General features: G+C 67.0%; 10 protein-coding genes. 3 read left to right on the top strand and 7 right to left on the bottom strand.

Annotation, left to right across the window (positions count from 1 at the left end):
* Positions 1 to 91 precede the first annotated feature (91 nt).
* Entirely contained in the window at positions 92 to 3,586 is a 3,495-nt protein-coding gene (gene smc, locus ABGX75_RS04995) for a chromosome segregation protein SMC (RefSeq protein ID WP_035414598.1), read from the top strand.
* Positions 3,587 to 3,783: 197 nt separating this feature from the next.
* Positions 3,784 to 5,052 (top strand): cell division protein ZipA, encoded by a 1,269-nt coding sequence (gene zipA / locus ABGX75_RS05000; protein WP_347410634.1) that lies wholly within the window; start codon positions 3,784 to 3,786, stop codon positions 5,050 to 5,052.
* Between the two features lie 129 nt (positions 5,053 to 5,181).
* On the opposite strand, the gene ABGX75_RS05005 is transcribed toward zipA, so the two are convergent.
* Positions 5,182 to 5,922 (bottom strand): response regulator, encoded by a 741-nt coding sequence (locus ABGX75_RS05005; RefSeq protein ID WP_011506006.1) that lies wholly within the window; start codon positions 5,920 to 5,922, stop codon positions 5,182 to 5,184.
* Positions 5,923 to 5,932: 10 nt separating this feature from the next.
* On the bottom strand, positions 5,933 to 7,564 hold the full coding sequence (gene dcuS, locus ABGX75_RS05010) for a DcuS/MalK family sensor histidine kinase (RefSeq protein WP_347410635.1): 1,632 nt from the start codon (positions 7,562 to 7,564) through the stop codon (positions 5,933 to 5,935).
* A gap of 201 nt (positions 7,565 to 7,765) precedes the next feature.
* Between dcuS and ABGX75_RS05015 the strand changes: the two genes are divergently transcribed.
* A complete protein-coding gene (locus ABGX75_RS05015; protein ID WP_052046764.1) occupies positions 7,766 to 9,079 on the top strand; it encodes a 2-hydroxycarboxylate transporter family protein in 1,314 nt (437 codons plus the stop codon).
* Between the two features lie 76 nt (positions 9,080 to 9,155).
* On the opposite strand, the gene ABGX75_RS05020 is transcribed toward ABGX75_RS05015, so the two are convergent.
* The 5 genes from ABGX75_RS05020 to ABGX75_RS05040 all read right to left on the bottom strand — a co-directional run bounded on the left by ABGX75_RS05020 (position 9,156) and on the right by ABGX75_RS05040 (position 14,618).
* Positions 9,156 to 9,425 (bottom strand): YheU family protein, encoded by a 270-nt coding sequence (locus ABGX75_RS05020; RefSeq protein ID WP_011506009.1) that lies wholly within the window; start codon positions 9,423 to 9,425, stop codon positions 9,156 to 9,158.
* Positions 9,422 to 11,497: an NAD-dependent DNA ligase LigA gene (gene ligA, locus ABGX75_RS05025; RefSeq protein WP_347410636.1), complete on the bottom strand. Its 2,076-nt coding sequence runs from the start codon at positions 11,495 to 11,497 to the stop codon at positions 9,422 to 9,424. Before ligA ends, ABGX75_RS05020 begins: the two co-directional genes overlap by 4 nt.
* On the bottom strand, positions 11,494 to 13,593 hold the full coding sequence (mnmC, locus tag ABGX75_RS05030; protein ID WP_347410637.1) for a bifunctional tRNA (5-methylaminomethyl-2-thiouridine)(34)-methyltransferase MnmD/FAD-dependent 5-carboxymethylaminomethyl-2-thiouridine(34) oxidoreductase MnmC: 2,100 nt from the start codon (positions 13,591 to 13,593) through the stop codon (positions 11,494 to 11,496). The genes ligA and mnmC overlap by 4 nt, the downstream gene beginning before the upstream one ends.
* Positions 13,594 to 13,749: 156 nt before the next feature.
* A complete protein-coding gene (locus ABGX75_RS05035) occupies positions 13,750 to 14,049 on the bottom strand; it encodes a YciI family protein (RefSeq protein ID WP_347410638.1) in 300 nt (99 codons plus the stop codon).
* Positions 14,049 to 14,618, bottom strand: a complete 570-nt coding sequence (locus tag ABGX75_RS05040) for a septation protein A (protein ID WP_347410639.1) — start codon at positions 14,616 to 14,618, stop codon at positions 14,049 to 14,051. Before ABGX75_RS05040 ends, ABGX75_RS05035 begins: the two co-directional genes overlap by 1 nt.
* Between the last annotated feature and the right edge of the window lie 64 nt (positions 14,619 to 14,682).

Genomic DNA, 14,682 nt, shown 5'->3' on the forward strand with positions numbered 1-14,682 from the left:
GCCACGCCCGCGCCTCGGATAGACTGCGGGCTCTCATGGCCCGGCGCCGCCGGGCCACGACTCACTGTTTAGTTAGGAATCCTGGCTGCGCATGCGCCTCACGTCCATCAAGCTGGTCGGTTTCAAGTCGTTCGTCGATGCGGTCAATGTGCCGTTCGCCGGCAACATGACCGCCATCGTCGGCCCCAATGGTTGCGGCAAGTCGAACATCATCGACGCCGTGCGCTGGGTGATGGGCGAATCCTCCGCCAAGACGCTGCGCGGGGAGTCGATGACCGATGTCATCTTCAACGGTTCCACCGGACGCTCGCCGGTGGGCCAGGCCTCCATCGAGCTGGTATTCGACAACAGCGACGGCACCATGGGCGGCGCCTATGCCCAGTACGCCGAGATCTCGGTCAAGCGCCAGGTCACCCGCGACAGTCAGTCCAACTACTTCTTCAATGGCCAGAAGTGTCGCCGTCGCGACATCTCCGATCTTTTCCTGGGGACCGGGCTGGGGCCGCGCTCCTACGCCATCATCGGGCAGGGCATGATCTCGCGGCTGGTCGAGGCGCGTCCCGAGGAGCTGCGCTCGACGCTGGAGGAAGCGGCCGGCATTTCCAAGTACAAGGAGCGCCGTCGCGAAACCGAGAACCGCCTGCGCCGCACCCAGGAAAACCTCGAGCGACTCGACGACATTCGCGAAGAGCTCGACAAGCAGCTCGAGCGCCTGAAGCGTCAGGCCGATGCCGCGCGCCGTTACCAGACCCTCAAGGACGACGAGTATCGTCTCAAGGGCGAACTGGCATTGTTGCGCGGTCGGGCGCTGCGCAGCCAGCAGGAAGGCCAGGAGCGCCAGGTACGCGAGCTGGAAACCCAGGTCGAGCGCGAGATCCTCGGTCAGCGCCAATGCGAGAGCCAACTGGAAGAGTCGCGCCTGGCGCATGATGAGATCGCCGCCGAACTGGAGGCCCACCAGGCACGTTTCTACGAGACCGGCGCCGCCATCGCGCGCATCGAGCAGTCCATCGAACACGCCCGCTCGCGCGATCAGCAACTCGCCCAGGACATCGACGACGCCCGTCGCGAGCTCACCGAGCTGGAACAGTTGGGCGCCCACGACGACGAGCGTCGCGCGGCCCTGGACGAGCGCCTGGAAAGCATCGCGCCCGAGCTGGAGGAGGCCCAGGAAACCCTGGAAATGCTCCAGGAATCGCTGGATGCCGCCGACGAGGAAGCCACCGCCGCGCAGCAGGAATGGGAACGCTTCAACGAAAGCGACCGCGACGTGGCGCATGGTGCCGAACGTGCCCAGGATGACGTGCGGCGCCTCGAAAACGCCATTGCCGAGCTCGACGCCCAGATCCATAAGCGTCGCCAGCAACGCGAGGAGGTGCCCGATGTCGATGCGCTGCGCGATGAGCGCAGCGAATTGCGCGAGCAGCTGACGGCGCTGGATCTCGACCAGGAAGCCCTGGAAAGCCAGCGCGACGGTCTACAGCAGCAACGCGAGCAGGCCCAGGCGGGGCTCGACGATGCCGCCGCCCAGCGCGATGCCCAGCGCACGCAGTTGAGCCGCCTGCAAGGCGAGCTGGCCTCGGTGGAGGCCCTGCTCGACGCGGCGCTGGCCGACGACGATGCCGCGCTGGATGCGCACCTGGCGCAACACGGCATGCAACAGGCGCCGCGCCTGGCGGAGCGCCTGGAGGTCGCCGAACCCTGGGAGACGGCGGTGGCGTGGGTCCTGGCCCCCTGGCTCAAGGCGCGGGTGGTGGATGCCTCGGCCATGGCCGCGTTGTTGGGTACCGCGCCACCCGCCGAACTGGCGTTGCTCGATGGCGACGCCGGTGCGCCCCGGGCCGGCACTCTGGGGGCGCAGGTCGAAGGTGCGGGCGCCCTGCAGTCCTGGCTCGACACCGTGCAGTGTGCCGACGACGAGGCGAGCGCCTGGGCGCTGCGCGACGAGTTGGCGCCGGGGGAAAGCGTGATCGCGCCGAGCGGACTCTGGCTGGGGGCCGGCTGGGTGCGTCGTCGAGGCGAGGAGGCCAGCAGCGACGGCGTGCTGGTGCAGCGGCGTCGCCGCGAGACCCTGCAGGCCGACATCGCGGCGCTCGAGGCCTCGCTCGAGACCCTGGAAGAGCGCCTGCAGACGTCGCGCGAGGCCGTGGAGCGCAGCGCCGGCGAGCTCGAATCCCTGCGTCTGCGCGAGCGCGAGCTGGGCCAGCGTCGCCAGCAGGTGGCCTCGCGCGAGGCGGGGCTGGCCAGTCGCCTGGAGCAACTCGACGCACGTGCCCGCGAACTCGATGACGAGATCGCGCAATTGACCGAACGTCATGCCGAGCGGCGTCTGGAACTCGAGGAAACGCGCGAGCGCTGGCAAGCCGCCATGCACGACGTCGATGCCAACAGCCAGACCCGCGAGTCGCTGGAGAAGAAGCGTCGCGAGGCACGTGAGAAAGCCCAGTCGCTGCGCCAGCAAGTGGCGCCCGCGCGCGAGCGGCAACAGCAGCTGGCGATGGAGCGTCAGCGTTTGGAGACGGAGCGTGCCGGGCTCGAGCAGCAGACCGCGCGCTCGCACGATCAGCGCGCGCGCCTGGCCGAGAAGCTCGCCATGCTCGAAGAGCAGCGTGCCACGCTGCGCGAGCCGGAAGAGGAAACCCGCGAACGGCTCGACGAGCTGCTCGACCGTCGGGGTCGCGAGGAAGCGACGCTCAATGCCGCCCGTGACCGTGCCCATCAGCTGGCCGAGACACTGCGCGACACCGAAGCCAAGCGTCAGCAACACGAGCGCAATCTCGATGGCTTGCGCGGTCGGCTCGAGGAAGCGCGCATGCAGGTTCAGGCCCTGAAGCTGAAGGCCGATGCCGAGGATGCACAGCTCGAGGAACTCGGGCACGATGTCGCCGGTCTTCAGGAAGGGCTCGATCCCAACGCCACCGAATCGGCCTGGCAGACCCGGCTCGACGAGATCGCCGAGAAGGTCCGCCGCCTGGGCGCCATCAACCTGGCGGCCATCGAGGAGTACGACCAGCAGGCCGAGCGCCGTGACTATCTCGAGGCCCAGCATGCCGAACTGAGCGAGGCCATCGAGACCCTGGAGAAGGCGATTCGTCGCATCGATCAGGAAACGCGAACGCGCTTCAAGCAGACTTTCGATCAAGTCAACGAAGGCTTCGGTGAACTTTTTCCCAAGGTCTTCGGCGGCGGGGCCGCGTGGTTGACACTGACCGGCGAGGATTTGTTAGAGACGGGCGTGGCCATCATGGCGCGGCCGCCGGGCAAGAAAAACACCACCATCCATCTTCTCTCCGGGGGAGAAAAAGCGCTGACGGCACTGTCGCTGGTCTTCGCGATCTTCCAGCTCAATCCGGCTCCGTTTTGCATGCTGGACGAAGTCGATGCGCCGCTGGATGATGCCAACGTGGGACGTTATGCCAAGTTGGTGAAGGAAATGTCCGAGAGTGTTCAGTTCATTTACATCACGCATAACAAGATTGCCATGGAAGCTGCCGAACGATTGATGGGCGTGACGATGCAGGAGCCCGGTGTGTCACGGCTGGTATCGGTGGGAATCGACGAGGCGGCGGCCCTGGCGGACGCATGAATGACTTGCAGAAAATCGCCAAAAGGGTTACCAACGCTTTTGGGTGAGCTTCGACAGGGATAATGAAGGGTGATTGCTCTGAGCTAAGGGAACTACTTGACATTCAAAAAAAGTGGCCCTTTTTTTGTTAATCGCGCTATGCTTCTTCACGAACGAGTTTTAATCATGGCGCCAATAGCGAACAGGCAAGACGACCCATGGAACTAAGAGAGTGGCTGATCATCCTGGGGCTGGTGCTGGTGACGACCATCGTGATCGACGGTGTCCGTCGTCTCCAGCGCCAGCGCCGCGTTCCGCGCCTCGACCAGGCGACGCACAGTCAGGGTGCCGAGGGCAGGGACGCCGAGGAGGAAGATCCGGAAAAAGCGGCCCGCGAGGCCGAAATCAACTGGGAGTTGCCCAATGGTGGGGCACGCGTCGTCGGCGACGCGACCTTCACCCGCAGCGGCGAGCGCGAACCGGTACGTCCGGAGTCGCCGTTGCGTCAGGAGCGTATTCCCGAGGAAAAACTCAGGCCCAGCGTGCTCAAGCGGGGGCATGACCGTGCGCAGGAGGAATCGGCGACCGAGAGTCGGCGGCCCGGCATGCGTGGCATGAAGGACGCCATGCGAGCGGGTGCGCAGCGCATGAGTGCGTCGGCCCAGCGTTTCACGGCATCGTTCCAGCATGACGAGCGTGACGACGCCGATGAACATCCGCATCACGAGCCGACGCTGGGGGCGGCGCCATCCGCGCACGAGCCGGAGCGCGAATCGCAGGCGCCGGCCGCCGCGTCGCCGCGTTCGGCACGCGAGGATGCCGTGCGGCACCGTGAGGCACCGGCCAGGCCCGCAGCCAGTGAAGAGGCGCCGGCCTTCCGCGCCACTGCGCCTGCCGCCGATGATGTACATGAGACGCAGGCGCCGCCCTATGCCGCCGAGGTCGACACCCGTCATCAAGACGTGGTCACCGACCATCCGGCCGTGGAGCGCGCCAAGCGCAACCCGGTGCATGCCGAACGGGCGCGCGACGCCTTGTCGGATGCCGAGGAAGTCATCGTCATCAGCGTGCTGTCACGCGACGAAGGGGGCTTCCACGGACCGGATCTGCTCAACCTGATGCTGGCCTGCGGGCTGCGCTACTGTCATGAAATGGGGGTGTTCCATCGTTTCGAGACCGAATCGGACGACAGCGCCCTGCAGTTCACGATGGTCAACGTGCTCAAGCCCGGCGTGTTCGATCTCGACGGCATGGACGACTTCGTCACGCCCGGGGTCACCTTCCTGATGCCGCTTCCCAGTGCCCATGACAGCGCGGCGGCCTTCGAGGCCATGTTCGAGACCGCCATGGTGCTGGTGCGTAATCTGGGCGGTGAGCTGAAGGACGAGAACCGCAGCGTGATGACGGCGCAGACCGTGGAATTCGCACGCCAGCGCGTGCAGGAATTCGAACGTCGTCACCGCCTGCATCGCTATCAGGCCAACTAGCGCCGCGATCTTGCCTGTTCACGACGCCGACGGGACCCCAGTGGGGTCCCGTTTTTTCGTGTTTGATCCCGTGTGGCCGAGGCCGTGCCGCTACGCCGGGGGAGCCGTGCTCGCCCGCGCCGCAGCGAGTCACCGGGACGCGGGCGTGTCGATGAAGGCACGCAAAGCGGGGACGTCCAGGCAGCGATAGGTGAACGAGGGGCGTCCCACCTGCCCGTAATGAAACGACTCGCCGAGCACCCCGCGCTCGGTGAGGTGTTTCAGGTACTTGCGTACCGATACGCGCGACATGCCCGTCGCCGGCATCAGGCTCTCGGTGGTGAAGGTCTCGTCGTCCAGGGCGAGAATGGCCTGGGCGATTTGCGCCAGCGAGGGTGCGGTGAGTCCCTTGGGCAAGCCGTCGCCGCGAGTCGCCTGGCGCGGCCGGGCGGGCTGGAAGAGCCGGTCGAGATCGCGCTGGTCGGCTTGCTCGGGCAGGTGCGCCAGGGTGGCGCGTACGCGTCGGCAGGCCTCCACGGCGGCCTTGAAGCGCTCGAACTCGAAAGGCTTGACCAGATAGTCGCGCACCCCCAGGCGTCGGGCGGTCCGTACCGTCTCGGTCTCGCTGGCGGCGGTGATCAGGATGACGTCGATATCCCGCCCCAGACGCTGCAGGTAGCGCACGATTTCCAGTCCATTGCGGCCGCGCAGGTAGACATCGAGAAGGATGACGTCGACGTCGTCGCGTTCCAGGACATCCAGGGCGCCGGGCACATCGCCGCATTGCGCCACCAGGGTGACGTCGTCGAGGCGGTTGAGGTATTCGACGTTGAGGCGCATGACCATGGGGTCGTCCTCGACGATGAGTACGTGCAGTGGCGTATCGCTCATTCCGCGGGTCTCATTGCTCGCTGTCGGGGTGGGGCGGATACGGCATGGCGACTTCGATCAGCGTGCCGCGCCCCGGTTCTGAATACAACGTCAGGGTACCGTCATGGGCCTCGACATGCTCGCGGACCATGGCCAGGCCGAGGCCGCGTTGACGCCCCTTGGAGGAAATGCCGCTGGTGAAGATGCGCTGGCGCATGGCCTCGGGGATGCCGGGGCCGGTATCCTGCACATGCAGTGACAGCAGGTCGCTGTCGACACCCATGGTCAGCGTGACCTGGCGGACGTCTCGCTCGTCGACGGCATCGAAGGCGTTTTCCAGCAGGTTGCCCAGCACGATGACCAGGGTGTGGATCATGGCCGGCTCCCGAGGCGGGGGAATGGCGTCCTCGACGTCGATGCTCAAGGTGATGTCGCGCTCGCGGGCCTCGCTCTGCTTGCCGAGGAGAAAGCCCGCCAGCACCGGCTCGCCGATGCCCTCGACCAGCGCCGTGCCCGGCGCGACCTGATGATCCGCCACCTCGCGCAGGTAGCGTGCCAGGGCGGGGTAGGCCTCGAGCTGCACCAGCCCGAGCATGACGTGCAGCTTGTTCTTGAACTCGTGGGTCGCGGCGCGCAACGCCTCGGCGTAGCGGCGCACGCCGGTCAGCTCCTCGGCCAGCAGCCGCACCTCGCTCTTGTCGCGGAAGGTCGCCACCGCGCCGATCACCCGGCCCTGGTGGCGAATCGGCATGCGGTTGGCGAGCAGCGCCTGGCCGTTGATGAAGACCTCCTGGTCCAGCGAGGCTTGGCCGTGGCGCAGCACGGCGGGCAAGCCGCTCTGCGGCAGGTAGTCGGTGATCGGCGTGCCCAGCGTCGGCGTGTCCAGGCCTGCCTGGTCGAGCAGGGCATGGGCGGCGGTATTGGTCAGGGTGATGCGTCCGTCGACATCCACCGCGAGAATGCCTTCGTGCACCGAGCCGAGGATCGCCTGGCGTTCTTCCACCAGACGAGCGATCTGGTGCGGCTCCAGCCCCATCAGCACGCGCTTGATATAGCGTGCCAGCCAACTGGCGCCGAGGGTGCCCAGCAGCATCAACACGGCGATGCCGAGCATCACGTGCTGACGATTGTCGGCCAGTCGCGCGCCCAGCGTATCCAGCGTCACCCCCACCGAGACGGCACCGATCACCTCTCCGGCGTCGTCGACGACCGGCGCGAACCCGCGGATGCTGAGCCCCAGCGTGCCCTGTGCCCGCGAGGCATAGTGCTCGCCCTCGAGGGCCGGCCCCTCGTCGCCGCCCTGGAAATGCTCGCCGATACGCGTGCGATCGGGGTGGGTCAGACGCATGCCCCGATGATTCATGACCACGATGAAGTCCACGTCGAGACGGCGGCGCAAGTCGTCGATGTCGCCTTGCAGGTCGCTATCGGGCGCGAACGCGGTGGCATCGCCGCGCTGCTGCAAGGCACGCGCCACATCGCGCCGCGTGGCTACCACCTGGGCGATGTCGGTGACGCGGTCGGCCTGCGCCCTGGCCTGCGTATCGCGCAGGGTGGCATCGAACAGCCACAGGGCGACGCCCAGCGTGACGATGACGGTCGCGGCCACGAGCAGCGAGATCAGAACATTGAGGCGGGGCGTGGGCAGTCGCGGGTGGCGCATCGAGGGACCATATCGGATGGGTTTCGACCTTGGTGTAATTTCCAAGCGTGGGTGTCTATGCCGCGCAAGAAACCGTCGTTTTCAATAATTTCAAAACGCTTTAAAAAGTTGGCAAAGCTTGGTTCATGGCGTGTGCCACTTATCCTCGGCAGCGTTCACGTTCTCCGCCCGCGGGCGGATTCCAACACATGGAGCACGCCAATGAACAGTGCCGCTACGCAAACCCTGGACGACACCCGGCACGCTTCGCGCGCGTGGGGTGCGTTGCACATCTTCGGCATGCCGCTGCCGATCTTTTTCATCGCTTTTGCCGTCATGGTCGTGGCCATGTTCACCGACACCCTGCCGAGCGGCATGATCGGCGCCTTGCTGGTGATGATGATACTCGGTGAACTGCTGGGCTTCATCGGCGATCGCCTGCCGATCATCAAGAGCTACCTGGGCGGGGGCGCGATCCTGGCCATCTTCGGTGCGGCCACCCTGGTCTATGTCGACTGGCTGCCCACCGACGTCTCCGAGAACGTCACCCAGTTCATGAAAGGCGGCGGCTTTCTCAATTTCTATATCGCTGCCCTGATCACCGGCAGCATCCTGGGCATGGATTCCAAGGTCCTGGTCAAGGTCGGGTCGCGTTACGCGCTGCCGTTGATCTGCGCGGTGTTCTTCGCCGGGCTGTTCGCGGTCATCGTCGGCGCCTTGATGGGCTTCTCGATGCAGGATGCCCTGGTGGTCATCACCCTGCCGATCCTGGGTGGCGGCATGGGCGCCGGCGCGGTGCCCATGAGCCAGATCTACGAACAGCTTCTCGGGCAGCCGGCAAGCTACTACATCTCCATCCTGGTGCCGGCGCTGGCTCTGGGCAACGTGTTCGCGATCATCATCGCGGGCCTGCTCAACGGCCTGGCCAAACGGTTCCCGGGACTGACCGGTGACGGCCAGATGATGCCGGGCGTGGAAATCGAGGAGCGCAAGAGCAGCTTCGATCTCGCCAAGCTGGGCATCGGCGTCGTGGCGGCGCTGACCTTCTTCACCGCCGGGCAGATTCTGGGTGGCTTCATTCCGCTGCATCCCTACGCCCTGATGATCATCCTGGTCGCCGTGCTCAAGATCGCCAACGTGGTGCCGGAGAGCGTCAACGAATCCGCCTCGCAGTGGTTCCAGTTCGTCGCCAAGAACTGGACCTTCGCGCTGCTGTTCGGGATCGGCATCGCCTACACCGACCTGGGACAGGTGATCGAGGCGATCACCCCGACCTATGTATTGATCGTGCTCGCCGTGGTGGCCGGTGCGGCCTTCGGCGCGGGGCTGGTCGGCAAGCTGGTCGGCTTCTACCCGATCGAGTCGGCCATCACCGCCGGCCTGTGCATGGCCAACATGGGCGGCACCGGCGACGTCGCGGTGCTGTCTGCCGCCAAGCGCATGCAGCTGATGCCCTTCGCGCAGATCTCCTCGCGCCTGGGGGGCGCCTTGATCCTGCTGATCTCGAGCATCATCGTGCCGATGTTCTTCACCTGACACGCGGCTCGCCACGTGCACCGCGATGCCCAAGGGCGCCACTGTGTGGCGCCCTTTTTGCGTGGCAGGGCCTGGCCTAGCCCTCTTCCTCGTCGTCGGCCAGCTCGCGCCCGAAAGCGCGCCACTGGGCGAGGGTCATGACCTCGGTGCTTTCCGTCTGCAAATCGTGCGCGATGAGCAGTTCGCCCCGTTCGAGCTGGCGCTTGAGCTCGCGCACCCAGGCGGTCATGCCTTCGCCTTCATCGGTGGTGTCGTATCCCTCGCGGGTGACGAAACCCTCCAGCAGCGCGTCCAGCGTGTCGGCCGGCAGCATGCGGTAGGGGACTTCGATGAAACGTCCGCTCATGGTGTGTCCTCCGGGGCTGTTGGCTGGGCGTCTTCCGAGGAGGCACCTTCCCAGTGCGCCAGGCGCTGCAGGAACTCGCGCTCGTCGATCACCTCCACGCCCAGGTTCTGGGCCTTCTCCAGCTTGCTGCCGGCGGCCTCTCCGGCGACCACGCCGGCGGTCTTCTTGGAGACGCTGCCCGAGACCTTGGCGCCGAGCGCCTGCAGACGCGCCTTGCCGTCATCGCGGGTCATGCTCTCCAGGGTACCGGTCAGTACCCAGGTCTGGCCGGCGAGCGGCTGGGGACGGCCGGCGATCTCGACCTCCTCCCAGGTGACGCCGACCCCCTGCAGGTCCTCGAGCGTTTCCTGGTTGTGGGGCTGGCGGAAGAAGGTGTGAATATGCCGGGCGACCACCGGTCCCACGTCCTCGACCGCTTCCAGCGACTCCAGAGACGCCTCCGACAAGGCCTGCAGCGAGCCGAAGTGGCGTGCCAGGCTCGCGGCGGTGGCCTCGCCCACTTCACGGATGCCGATGGCGTAGATGAACCGCGCCAGGGTGGTGTGCTTGGCGGCTTCCAGCGCGTTGACCAGGTTGTTGGCGGACTTTTCCGCCAACCGGGGCAGTTCGGCAAGCCGCTCGGCCTCGAGCCGGAACAGGTCCGCCGGTGTCTTGACCCATTCGCGCTCGACCAGCAGGTCGATCAACTTCTCGCCCAGGCCGTCGATATCCAGCGCGCGGCGGCTGGCGAAGTGCTTCAGCGCCTCCTTGCGCTGGGCCGGGCAGAACAGCCCGCCGGAGCAGCGCGCCGCGACCTCGCCTTCGAGGCGCTCGGTCTGTGAGCCGCACACCGGGCAGTGCTCGGGCATCTCGATGGCGCGTGTCGTGGCCGGTCGCTGCGATTCGACGACCCCCACGATCTGGGGGATGACGTCGCCGGCGCGCCGCACGATGACGGTGTCTCCGATGCGTACGCCCAGGCGTTCGATCTCGTCCATGTTGTGCAAGGTGGCGTTGGCGACGGTGACACCGGCCACCTGGACCGGCTCGAGCTTGGCCACCGGCGTCAGCGTGCCGACACGGCCCACCTGGAAGACCACGTCGTTGAGCGTGGTGGTCTGCTCCTGAGCGGGGTACTTGTAGGCGATGGCCCAGCGCGGCGCCCGCGAGACGAAGCCCAGTTCGCGCTGATCGCGCAGGCTGTCGACCTTGATCACGGCGCCGTCGATGTCGTAATCGAGTCCGTTGCGCTGTTCGCCCAGGCGATGGCAGAAGTCGATCACGCCGCGCTCGCCCTTGACCACGTCGAGCAGCGGGCTGGTGCGAAAGCCCAGCGTCCGCAGGCGCTTGAGATAATCGGAATGCGAGTGTGCGTCATCCTCGCCTTCGAGCCGGGCGACCTGATAGGCGCAGAACTCCAGTGGCCGCGCGGCGGCGATCGAGGAATCCAGCTGGCGCAGGCTGCCGGCGGCGGCGTTGCGCGGGTTGGCGAACACCTTGTCGCCGTTTTCGCGGGCGCGATCGTTAAGCGCCTCGAACCCCGAGTGGCGCATGTAGACCTCGCCGCGTACCTCGATCAGCGGCGGAATCGAGTCGCCACGCAGCTTGAGCGGAATCGAGCGGATGGTGCGCAGATTGAGCGTGACATCCTCGCCGGTGCGCCCGTCACCGCGCGTGGCGCCCTGGACCAGTCGTCCGTTCTCGTAGACCAGCGCCACCGCCAGGCCGTCGAGCTTGGGTTCGCAGCAAAACGCGAGCGTGTCGCCGTCGCACTCGAGCTTGTCCGCGACGCGCTTGACGAAGGCCGCCAGCTCAGCGTCGTCGAAGGCGTTGTCCAGCGACAGCATGGGCACGGCATGGGTCACTTCCTCGAAACGCTCGGCGGGGGCCGCCCCGACCCGCTGCGTGGGGGAATCCGGCGTCTTCAGCTCGGGGTGCTCGGCCTCCAGTGACTGCAGCTCGCGCAGCAGGGCATCGTACTCCGCGTCGGTGATGCGGGGATCGTCCTCGACGTAGTACTGGTAGTTGGCGTCGTCCAACTGCTGGTGCAGGGTGTCGGCCCGCTCGCGGACCGCTTGGGGAATCTGACTCATGGCGTCTCGGTGGTGGTCGGTGACGTCTGGGCGTCATCGTTCGGCGATGACGTCGATAGTGTAGCGTTTCCGCGGGTCGCGTTTCCGCGAATGATATCGGCGATGAGACGTCGACCGGGATGGAGATGGTCGATCAGCTCGCGTTCCAGCGGCAGGGGCTCGTCGCACAGGCGGGAGGCGATGACTTCGGCGCACAGCGGCGCGCTGGCCAGCCCCCGCGAGCCATGCGCGGCACTGACCCACAGGCCGGGATGATGGCGGCCGGCGGTGGACGGTACACGACGGGCATCGGCCCCGAGCACGGCGTAGTCATCGAGCCAGGCCTCGCGCACGGGCACCGGCCCGGCGTAGGGCGACTTGTCGGGGCTGGCGGCGCGCAGGCTGGCGCGGCCCTCGCAGGCAGCCGGGTCGAGCGTGACGCCGGCCGCGCGCAGCGCCTCGGCGAAGGCGGGCAGGGTGGCGGTGAATTCGTCCAGGTTGCGCGCATGATCCGCCGTGCGCACGGCGGTGTCGGTATCGCCGGGGGCGAAGGTCGCGCCGAGGCTGAGCACCCCCTCCATCGCCGGGGCGACATACCCGCCCGCGCAGACCACGCGTGCCAATGACGGCGCATCGGCGGGCACCGGCACGTGGGTGAGCTGGCCGCGAATCGGCTTGAGCGGCAGGCCGGCCAGAGGCGTGAAGCGCGGTGTCTCGTGGGCGGTGGCGACGACCACGTGATCGGCCGTGAGCGTGCTGCCATCGGTCAGCGCGATGCGCCAGGCATCGGCGTCGGCATCGAAGTCGAGATCGTGCGCCTCGCCGCACCGCTGGGTGATGCCGGGGCTTGCGGCCAGTTGCCGGCACAACCGGTCGGGACGCACCCACCCGGCCTGGGGATAGTCGAGCCCCGGCGCGTCGAGCGGTGTGCCGGCGGCCTGGCTCGCGGTGGCGGCGTCCACGCCGTGCACCACGCGCTCGGGCAGGGCGTGATGGGCCAGGAAGCGCTGCTGGCGGGTGGCTTCCTTGGCGCCGGGCGCCAGCTGCAGCACGCCGCAGTCCTGCCACAGGCGCTGCTCGGGGTCGAGGACGGTCAGCCAGCGCCGCGTGTACAGCAGGCCGGCGAGATAGACACGGCTCTGCGGATTGGTCTCGGCGGCGAGCTTGACGTAGAGCGCGCCCTGGCGATTGCCGGAAGCGCCCGCGCCGGGGGCGTCGCGCTCGAGCAACGTGACCTCGACCCCGCGGCGGGCCAGGGCGGCGGCCACGCTGGTTCCGGCGAGCCCCGCCCCGATGACCACCACGTGCCGGGCGGGGCGGGCGTGCGGCGGCGTGAACCAGGGCGAGGATGCGCGTCGCCTGTCATCCGGCGGCGCGGCGATCTCGCCGCACAGCATCTCGCGCTTGCGGCCGAAGCCGGGCGTCTTGCGCCAGGTGAAGCCCGCATCGCGCAGCCCGCGCTTGACCACGCCGGCGCAGGTGAAGGTAGCGAAGGTGGCGCCGGGGCGGCTGACCTGGGCCATCGCCGCGAACAGCTCGGGCTGCCACATGTCGGGGTTCTTGGCCGGCGAGAAACCATCCAGAAACCAGGCGTCGACACGGCCATCGAGACGCGACAGGCGCTCGGCGGCATCGCCGAAGTGCAGGTCCAGCACCACGCGTGACGACAGCCACAGCCGATGCACGCCGCCGACCGGCTCGGGCCACTGGTCGAGCAGGGCGCCGGCACGTGCGGCCATGTCCGGCCAGATCGCCAGCGCACGCGCCAGGGCATCATGCGGCAAGGGATATTTCTCGGTGGACACCAGGTGCAGGCGGGCCTCGGCGGGCGCGTGGCGCTCGAAGCACGCCCAGGCGCACAGCATGTTGAGGCCGGTGCCGAAGCCGGTTTCGCCGATCACGAACGCCCGTGTCTCGCGCCAGGCGGCGAAACGCTCGGGCAGGCGGTTGCCCTCCACGAAGACGTGACCGGTCTCGGCGCGGCCGTCGTGGCGCGAGAAATACACATCGCCATACGCGCTGGCGTAGGGCGCGTCGCTGATGTCGTCGGCACGCCATTCCAGCTCGGGCGGCGCGAGGGCGGTCAACGGCGGCAGGGGACGCGAAACGGCGGGCATGGCACTCGTTACCAGATCAAGAACTGGTTAAAAATTGATCGAAATCGGCAAGGCGGCGTGACGACTGCCATCGAGAAAGCCGTCCGCCGCCTCTTCACAGTTTTATCCACACCTGGTGTGCACAAAAGCTTGGCGCCCAGGTGTGGATAAACGCCGTTACGGCAAGACCTTCTTGAACGGCTTGACGGTGACCTTGGCGTAGACGCCTGCGATCACGAAGGGATCGGCATCGGCCCACGCCTGGGCATCCTGCAGGCTGTCGAACTCGGCGATCACCACGCTGCCGGTGAAGCCGGCCTCGCCCGGGTCCTCGGCATCCACGGCGGGGCTGGGGCCGGCGAGAACCAGGCGCCCTTCGTCGCGCAGTTTCTCGAGACGCGCCAGGTGATCCGGGCGTGCCGCCTTGCGACGTTCCAGGCTGTCTTGCACATCGTCGCTAACGATCGAGTAAAGCATCAGACGTCATCCTTCTGGTGGTCGTTTTGCGAAAGCGTATCACGGGGCATGTGCCGAGCCAGGTAGACCCCCTGGCCGAGCACGAACAGCAGGGTCAGCCCGAGCATGCCGAACAGCTTGAAGTTGACCCAGGTGGCCTCGTCGTAGGTCTTGAAGACATACACATTGATCGCGCCCAGGGCGATGAAGAACGCCACCCAGGCGAGATTGAGGCGCCGCCAGGCGGCGGCGGGCAGGGCGATGGCCTTGCCCATCATGCGTTCGATCAGGGTCTTGCCGCCGAACAGCGGGGCGACCAGGAAGGCGAACGCGAACAGCCAATTGACCACCGTCGGCTTCCACTGGATGAAGGCGGCGTCGTGGAAAATCACGGTGGCGCCGCCCATCACCACGACCAGGGCCAGGGTGATCAATTGCATCTTTTCCACACGCCGGTAACGCCACCAGACGAAGGCGACCTGCGCGAGCGTGGCGGGAATCAATACCAGGGTGGCGAGGAGGATATCGTCACTGAGGTGATACACCGCGAAGAACAGCGCGATGGGCAGGAAATCCACAAGCATTTTCATCGACGAGCATCCTGTGAGGTGCCGGTGAGGCCGGGAATTGACCCGGCGGCGCCCAAACGAGCAC

It is taken from the genome of Chromohalobacter sp. (assembly GCF_039830575.1).
GTDB classification, from domain to species: Bacteria; Pseudomonadota; Gammaproteobacteria; order Pseudomonadales; family Halomonadaceae; genus Chromohalobacter; species Chromohalobacter israelensis.

Bases quoted from the DNA above. Each gene is read 5' to 3' on its own strand.
- ABGX75_RS05005 (WP_011506006.1), bottom strand. From the start codon at position 5,922: ATGAGCGATACGCCACTGCACGTACTCATCGTCGAGGACGACCCCATG.
- zipA (WP_347410634.1), top strand. From the start codon at position 3,784: ATGGAACTAAGAGAGTGGCTGATCATCCTGGGGCTGGTGCTGGTGACG.
- ABGX75_RS05015 (WP_052046764.1), top strand. From the start codon at position 7,766: ATGAACAGTGCCGCTACGCAAACCCTGGACGACACCCGGCACGCTTCG.
- smc (WP_035414598.1), top strand. From the start codon at position 92: ATGCGCCTCACGTCCATCAAGCTGGTCGGTTTCAAGTCGTTCGTCGAT.
- dcuS (WP_347410635.1), bottom strand. From the start codon at position 7,564: ATGCGCCACCCGCGACTGCCCACGCCCCGCCTCAATGTTCTGATCTCG.
- ligA (WP_347410636.1), bottom strand. From the start codon at position 11,497: ATGAGTCAGATTCCCCAAGCGGTCCGCGAGCGGGCCGACACCCTGCAC.
- ABGX75_RS05020 (WP_011506009.1), bottom strand. From the start codon at position 9,425: ATGAGCGGACGTTTCATCGAAGTCCCCTACCGCATGCTGCCGGCCGAC.
- ABGX75_RS05040 (WP_347410639.1), bottom strand. From the start codon at position 14,618: ATGAAAATGCTTGTGGATTTCCTGCCCATCGCGCTGTTCTTCGCGGTG.
- ABGX75_RS05035 (WP_347410638.1), bottom strand. From the start codon at position 14,049: ATGCTTTACTCGATCGTTAGCGACGATGTGCAAGACAGCCTGGAACGT.
- mnmC (WP_347410637.1), bottom strand. From the start codon at position 13,593: ATGCCCGCCGTTTCGCGTCCCCTGCCGCCGTTGACCGCCCTCGCGCCG.